The organism is Streptomyces sp. LS1784 (genome assembly GCF_020103755.1).
Classification (GTDB): Bacteria; Actinomycetota; Actinomycetes; order Streptomycetales; family Streptomycetaceae; genus Kitasatospora.
In genome coordinates, this window is sequence record NZ_JAHSQD010000502.1 from 1 (window position 1) to 6,128 (window position 6,128).

The 6,128-nt window shown below is 70.9% G+C and carries 7 protein-coding genes; 1 reads left to right on the forward strand and 6 read right to left on the reverse strand.

Features of this window, described 5'->3' with window-relative positions; translation table 11 throughout:
* Positions 1 to 198 precede the first annotated feature (198 nt).
* Positions 199 to 1,611, reverse strand: a complete 1,413-nt coding sequence (gene glnA, locus KS423_RS35960; protein WP_224283945.1) for a type I glutamate--ammonia ligase — start codon at positions 1,609 to 1,611, stop codon at positions 199 to 201.
* 275 nt (positions 1,612 to 1,886) lie between these two features.
* Between glnA and KS423_RS35965 the strand changes: the two genes are divergently transcribed.
* A complete protein-coding gene (locus tag KS423_RS35965; protein ID WP_224283946.1) occupies positions 1,887 to 2,354 on the forward strand; it encodes an RDD family protein in 468 nt (155 codons plus the stop codon).
* 79 nt (positions 2,355 to 2,433) lie between these two features.
* Here the strand turns inward: KS423_RS35965 and KS423_RS35970 are convergent, their stop codons facing one another.
* The 5 genes from KS423_RS35970 to KS423_RS35990 form a co-directional block, all read right to left on the reverse strand.
* Complete coding sequence (locus KS423_RS35970) at positions 2,434 to 3,132, reverse strand: DUF4191 domain-containing protein (RefSeq protein WP_374120089.1); 699 nt, start codon at positions 3,130 to 3,132, stop codon at positions 2,434 to 2,436.
* Positions 3,133 to 3,296: 164 nt separating this feature from the next.
* Positions 3,297 to 3,506, reverse strand: a complete 210-nt coding sequence (locus KS423_RS35975; protein ID WP_224283947.1) for a hypothetical protein — start codon at positions 3,504 to 3,506, stop codon at positions 3,297 to 3,299.
* 173 nt (positions 3,507 to 3,679) lie between these two features.
* Positions 3,680 to 4,633 (reverse strand): lipoyl synthase, encoded by a 954-nt coding sequence (gene lipA, locus KS423_RS35980; RefSeq protein WP_224283948.1) that lies wholly within the window; start codon positions 4,631 to 4,633, stop codon positions 3,680 to 3,682.
* A gap of 168 nt (positions 4,634 to 4,801) precedes the next feature.
* Positions 4,802 to 5,572 (reverse strand): lipoyl(octanoyl) transferase LipB, encoded by a 771-nt coding sequence (lipB, locus tag KS423_RS35985; protein WP_374120090.1) that lies wholly within the window; start codon positions 5,570 to 5,572, stop codon positions 4,802 to 4,804.
* Positions 5,573 to 5,728: 156 nt separating this feature from the next.
* A partial coding sequence (locus KS423_RS35990) for a CdaR family transcriptional regulator (RefSeq protein WP_224283950.1) occupies positions 5,729 to 6,128 on the reverse strand: 400 nt, incomplete at its 5' end.

Genomic DNA, 6,128 nt, shown 5'->3' on the forward strand with positions numbered 1-6,128 from the left:
GCTGCTCGGCTTCGCGGCCGCGGTGGCCTCCCTGGCCGTCGTCCGGACCGTGCCGCCGAGCCTCCTGGAGTGAGCGGGCCGCGCACCGGCCCGTCCGGGATCGCCCGGCACCCCGCGCGCGGCCGCTCCCCACAACCCGGCAGGGACCGGCGCCACCCGGCGCCGGTCCCTGCCCGTTCCCGCAGATCAGCGGGTTTTCTACAGGTCGTAGTAGAGCTCGAACTCGTGCGGGTGGGGGCGGAGGGCGATCGGGGCGATCTCGTTGGTGCGCTTGTAGTCGATCCAGGTCTCGATGAGGTCCGAGGTGAAGACGTTGCCGGCGAGGAGGTACTCGTGGTCGGCTTCCAGGGCCTCCAGGACGGCGGGGAGGGAGGAGGGCACCTGGGGGACGTTGGCGTGTTCCTCGGGGGCCAGCTCGTAGAGGTCCTTGTCGACCGGCTCCAGCGGCTCGATCTTGTTGCGGATGCCGTCGAGGCCGGCCATCAGCATGGCGGAGAAGGCCAGGTAGGGGTTGGAGGCCGGGTCGGGGGCGCGGAACTCGATGCGCTTGGCCTTGGCGTTGGAGCCGGTGATCGGGATGCGGATCGCGGCGGAGCGGTTGCGCTGCGAGTAGACCAGGTTGACCGGCGCCTCGAAGCCCGGCACCAGGCGGTGGTAGGAGTTCACCGAGGGGTTGGTGAAGGCCAGCAGCGAGGGGGCGTGCCGCAGCAGGCCGCCGATGTAGTAGCGGGCGGTGTCGGAGAGCCCGGCGTAGCCCTGCTCGTCGTAGAAGAGCGGCGTGCCCTCGCTCCACAGGGACTGGTGGACGTGCATGCCCGAGCCGTTGTCACCGAAGATCGGCTTGGGCATGAAGGTGGCGGTCTTGCCGTTGCGCCAGGCGACGTTCTTGATGATGTACTTGAACAGCATCAGGTCGTCGGCGGCGTGCAGCAGGGTGTTGAACTTGTAGTTGATCTCGGCCTGGCCGGCGGTGCCGACCTCGTGGTGCTGGCGCTCGACCTCCAGCCCGGCCTTGGCGAGCTCCAGCGACATCTCGGCGCGCAGGTCGGCGAAGTGGTCGACCGGCGGGACGGGGAAGTACCCGCCCTTGTACTTGACCTTGTAGCCGCGCACGTCGCCCTCGGCGGCGCCGGTGTTCCAGGCGCCGGCCTCCGAGTCGATGTGGTAGAAGGACGCGTTGGCGCTGGTCTCGAAGCGGACCGAGTCGAAGACGTAGAACTCGGCCTCGGGCCCGAAGAACGCGGTGTCGGCGATGCCGGAGGAGGCCAGGTAGGCCTCGGCCTTCCTGGCGACGTTGCGCGGGTCGCGGCTGTACGCCTCGCCGGTGACCGGGTCCTGGATGAAGAAGTTGATGTTGAGGTGCTTCTCGGCCCGGAACGGGTCGAGGCGGGCCGTGGCGAGGTCCGGCACGAGGGCCATGTCGGACTCGTGGATGGCCTGGAAGCCGCGGATCGACGAGCCGTCGAACATCAGGATCTCGGACGGATCGAAGGTCGCCGCAGGTACGGAGAAGTGCTGCAAGACGCCCGGCAGGTCGCAGAAACGGACGTCGACGAACTTCACGTCGTTGTCCTGGATGAACTGCTTCACTTCGGCGGCGTTGTTGAACATCCATCCTCCTCGGCGTGCGAATTGGGCTCACCATAGGAATGGGTCGTTTCCAATCGGTGACCCGCTCGTTTCCTAGATGTTAACCACGACCGCCGGACGGGTGGCAAAGACGTACGGGACGGTACAAACCGCCCCGTCGAGCTGGGCGCCCTCCGGCAAGTGGTCTGGACCACTTGGAAAGCCCCCGGAACGGCGATTCACCCGGTCGGGGGTGATGTCCCGGCCGGAGGGGAGCCGGTGGCGGCGCACTCCGTCGGCCCGGTTAGTGTGGATTCGTGGACACCAGAGAAGCGTTGGGATCGTGGATCGACGGCCCCCGGGCGGCCGCCGAGAAGATGGGCGCCGACTTCGGCCACCGCGGCGAGCGCCTCGGGCTGCCCAAGGAGGGCCCCGGCTCGATCGCCGGCCCCGGTCGCCGGATCGGCGCCCTGTTCGTGGACGGCTGGCTCGTCGCCCTGATCTCGTACGGGCTGGTCGCCCGCGGCGACCAGGCCGAGGCCAACCTGTGGACCAGCCCGCTGTACTTCGTCGTCGCGGCCCTGCTGCTGTCCACCACCGGTACGACGGTCGGCAAGCGGCTGTTCGGCCTCCGGGTGGTCCGCCTGGACGGCCGCCGCGCGACCATCCCGCAGGTCCTGCTGCGCACCCTGCTGCTCTGCCTGGTGGTGCCGCCGCTGGTCTGGGACCGCGACACCCGCGGCCTGCACGACAAGGCGGTGGGTACCGTCGAGGTCCGGATCTAGCGCCGGTCCCGGGACGCCGAACGGCCCCGCCGCGGAGCTTCCGCGGCGGGGCCGTTCTCGTGTCGTCAGGGGAGGGGGGTCAGCGGACCTGGCCGCCCTTGGGCATCCGGGCGCCCTTCGGCATCGGGCCCTTGGGGATCGGCGCCTTGGAGAGCAGGTCGCCCAGCGCGCGCAGGCGGTCGTTGGTCTCGGTGACCTGGGCGGCGGTGATGGCGCGGGGCAGGCGCATCAGGTGGATCTGGAGCTTCTTCAGCGGGATCTCGCCCTCGCCGTTGCCCACCACGATGTCGTGCACCGGCACGTCGCCGACCACGCGGGCCATCTTCTTCTTCTCGGAGGCCAGCAGCTGGCGAACCCGGTTCGGGTTGCCCTCGCCGATCAGCGCGATGCCGGCCCGGCCCACGGCACGGTAGACCGCGTCCTGGTTACGGGTGACCGCGACCGGGGTGGTGCTGGAGCTCCAGCCGCGCCGGATGTTGTTCAGCACCGCCGCGACGGCGCCCGGCTGGCCCTCCATCTGCCCGAACGCGGCGCGCTCGGCCCGGCGCCCGAAGACGATCGCCATGGCCAGCACGGCCACGATGAAGCCCAGGATGCCCAGGTAGACAGGGTGCTCGATCGCGAAGCCGATGGCGAGGAACACGCCGAAGGTCAGCAGGCCGACGCCGGCGATGATCAGGCCGATCTTGGTGTCGACCTTCTTGGTCATGGTGTACGCCAGACGGATCTGCTTCAGCCGTCCGGGGTTCTCGGATGTTTCCCTCGCCATAACGCTCATGGTACGTGGCACGGGTGCGGGATATCCAAGCCCGGGTACCCGTTCGCCCCAACCGTGACCCGTGCACCCGCACGCCGTCGCGCACAGCGACGCCGGAGCCGTGCGGCCGTCGCGCAGAGCGACGCCGGCGCCTCATCGCCGTCGTGCGGAGCGACGCCGGCGCCTCATCGCCGTACCGGTCGGCTCACCGCCCCCGCCACTCCTGCCGCCCCCGACCCCGCCGCCGCGTCGTCGTGCCGACGGTCCGCCGCGTACCGGCGGTTCTCGCACACCGCCGCCCACGCGTTGCGACGGGCGTGCTGCTGGCCGGGGGCCAGCAGCACGCTCTCGGCGAACCGCAGGGCCACCCCCATCGACCGGATCCGCATCCGCATGCCGAACAGCTCCTCTCCTGGCTGAGATGGCTGAGAAGAATCGAACGCTCACCAGGCGTCCAGAGTCCCCACTCCGTGTTACCAGCCCGTGACCAGGCAGTCAAAGCACGGTGACGCCAAAGGGCGGAGCCGAAGCTCCGCCCTTCCCATGGCTTGAACCGGTCGGGGGACCGTCAGACCGCGGCCTGCTCGCGCCGCTCCAGCGCCTGCCGGTACAGCCGGCCGGCCCGGTACGAGGACCGCACCAGCGGGCCCGACATGACGCCCGCGAAGCCCAGCTCCTCGGCCTCCTGCTGGAGTTCGACGAACTCCTGCGGCTTCACCCAGCGCTCCACCGGGTGGTGGCGCAGCGAGGGGCGCAGGTACTGGGTGATGGTGATCAGCTCGCAGCCGGCGCCGACCAGGTCGGCCAGCGCCTGGCTGACCTCCTCGCGGGTCTCGCCCATGCCCAGGATCAGGTTGGACTTGGTCACCAGCCCGGCCGCGCGGGCCTGGGTGATGACGTCCAGCGAGCGCTCGTAGCGGAACGCCGGGCGGATCCGCTTGAAGATCCGCGGCACCGTCTCGACGTTGTGCGCGAGCACCTCGGGGCGGGAGGAGAAGACCTCGGCCAGCTGCTCGGGCACCGCGTTGAAGTCGGGGATGAGCAGCTCGACGCCGGTGCGGCCGGCCTCGCGGCCGGCGGTCATCGCGTGCACCTGGCGCACGGTCTCGGCGTACAGCCAGGCGCCGCCGTCCTCCAGGTCGTCGCGGGCGACGCCGGTGATGGTGGCGTAGTTGAGGTCCATGGTGACGATGGACTCGGCGACCCGGCGCGGCTCGTCGCGGTCGAACTCGGCGGGCTTGCCGGTGTCGATCTGGCAGAAGTCGCAGCGGCGGGTGCACTGGTCACCGCCGATGAGGAAGGTCGCCTCGCGGTCCTCCCAGCATTCGAAGATGTTGGGGCAGCCGGCCTCCTGGCAGACCGTGTGCAGCCCCTCCTTCTTCACCAGCGACTGGAGGGCGTTGTACTCCGGGCCCATCTTCGCGCGGGTCTTGATCCACTCGGGCTTCCGCTCGATGGGGGTCTCGCTGTTGCGGACCTCCAGGCGGAGAAGCTTCCTGCCGTCGGGCGCGACAGCGGACACGTGCGACTCCTAGAACTAGACGGGGTACCCCCAGGGTACGCCTGTGGTTGTACGGCCTTCGCCGGGCCTGTCGCCCGGCAATCGCAGGGCAACGCGGCTACCGGTCAGTAGATTCCCAGTGGCCGCCGGGACTTCCGGCGGCCGTCAAGGGGAGGGGTTCGGCGATGTTCAGCGGCTCGGCGCCGGCTCCGGCAGCTCGGCCAGGACCTCCGCCAAGTGCCGCTCGACCACCGGCGCCGCCTCGGCGACCGGCAGTCCACGCTTCAGCTCGCCGGTGAGCGAGGCGACGCCCGCGTCCCGGATGCCGCACGGGACGATCTTGTCGAACCAGGTCATGTCCGGGTCGCAGTTGAGCGCGAAGCCGTGCATGGTCACCCCGCGGGCGACCCGCACGCCGATCGCGGCGAGCTTGCGGTCGTCCCCGCGCTGACCGGCGTTGGAGGGCGCGTACTCGGGGCCGGCCAGCCGCGGGTCGATGCCCAGGGGCAGGCCCATCCGCAGGGTCAGCTTGCCGATGTCCACCACCTGCGCCGGGTCCACCACGGCGTCCGGGATGGACTCGCCCAGCACCCAGACCCCGCTGCGGCCCTCGACCCGGGTGGACCCGATGCCGAACTCGCCGGCGGTGCGGATCAGCGCCTCCTCCAGCCGGCGGACGTAGGCGATGACGTCGATCGGGTCGGGCAGCTTGACGATCGGGTAGCCGACCAGCTGGCCGGGGCCGTGCCAGGTGATCTCGCCGCCCCGGTTGACCTCGACCACCGGGGTGCCGTCCAGGGGGAGGTCGGCGGGGTTGGTGCGCTTGCCCATGGTGTACACCGACTGGTGCTCCAGGAGCAGGACGGTGTCGGGGATCTCGTCCGCGACCCGCAGCGCGTGCAGCCGCTGCTGCTCCTCCCAGGCCTCCTGGTAGGGCACGGTCCGCTCACCTATGCCCATGCGAACAAAACGCACGTTCTCGCTCACCGTCTTGCGCTCCTTGCCGGGCGTTCGAGACCAACCTCGCCACTGTACGCCCAGCCTGCCCGAACCCCTTCAGCCGCCCGCGAGCAGCCGTCGCAGCCCCGCTCGGCTCCCCGCGGGCCACTGCCCCGCTCAGCTCCGCGCGAGCAGCTGCAACCGCAGCGCGAGCTGGAGCTCCAGCGACCGCTCCGGCTGGTTCCAGTCCCGTCCGAGCAGCGCCTCGACCCGGTCCAGCCGCTGGACCACGGTGTTCACGTGGACGTGCAGCTCGTCCTTGGCCCGGGTCAGGCTGCCGCCGCAGTCGAAGTAGGCGCGCAGGGTGCGGACCAGCTCGGTGCCGCGCCGGGTGTCGTACGCCAGCAGCGGGCCGAGCGTCGCGGCGACGAAGTCGTCCACGTCGTGGCCGTCGCCGAGCAGCACGCCGAGGAAGCCGAGCGCGCGGGCGGAGGCGCCCTCCCCGGCGCGGCCGAGCACCCGCAGCGCCCGGACGCAGCGCAGGCCCTCGCCGTAGGAGGCGGCCAGCGCGGACGGG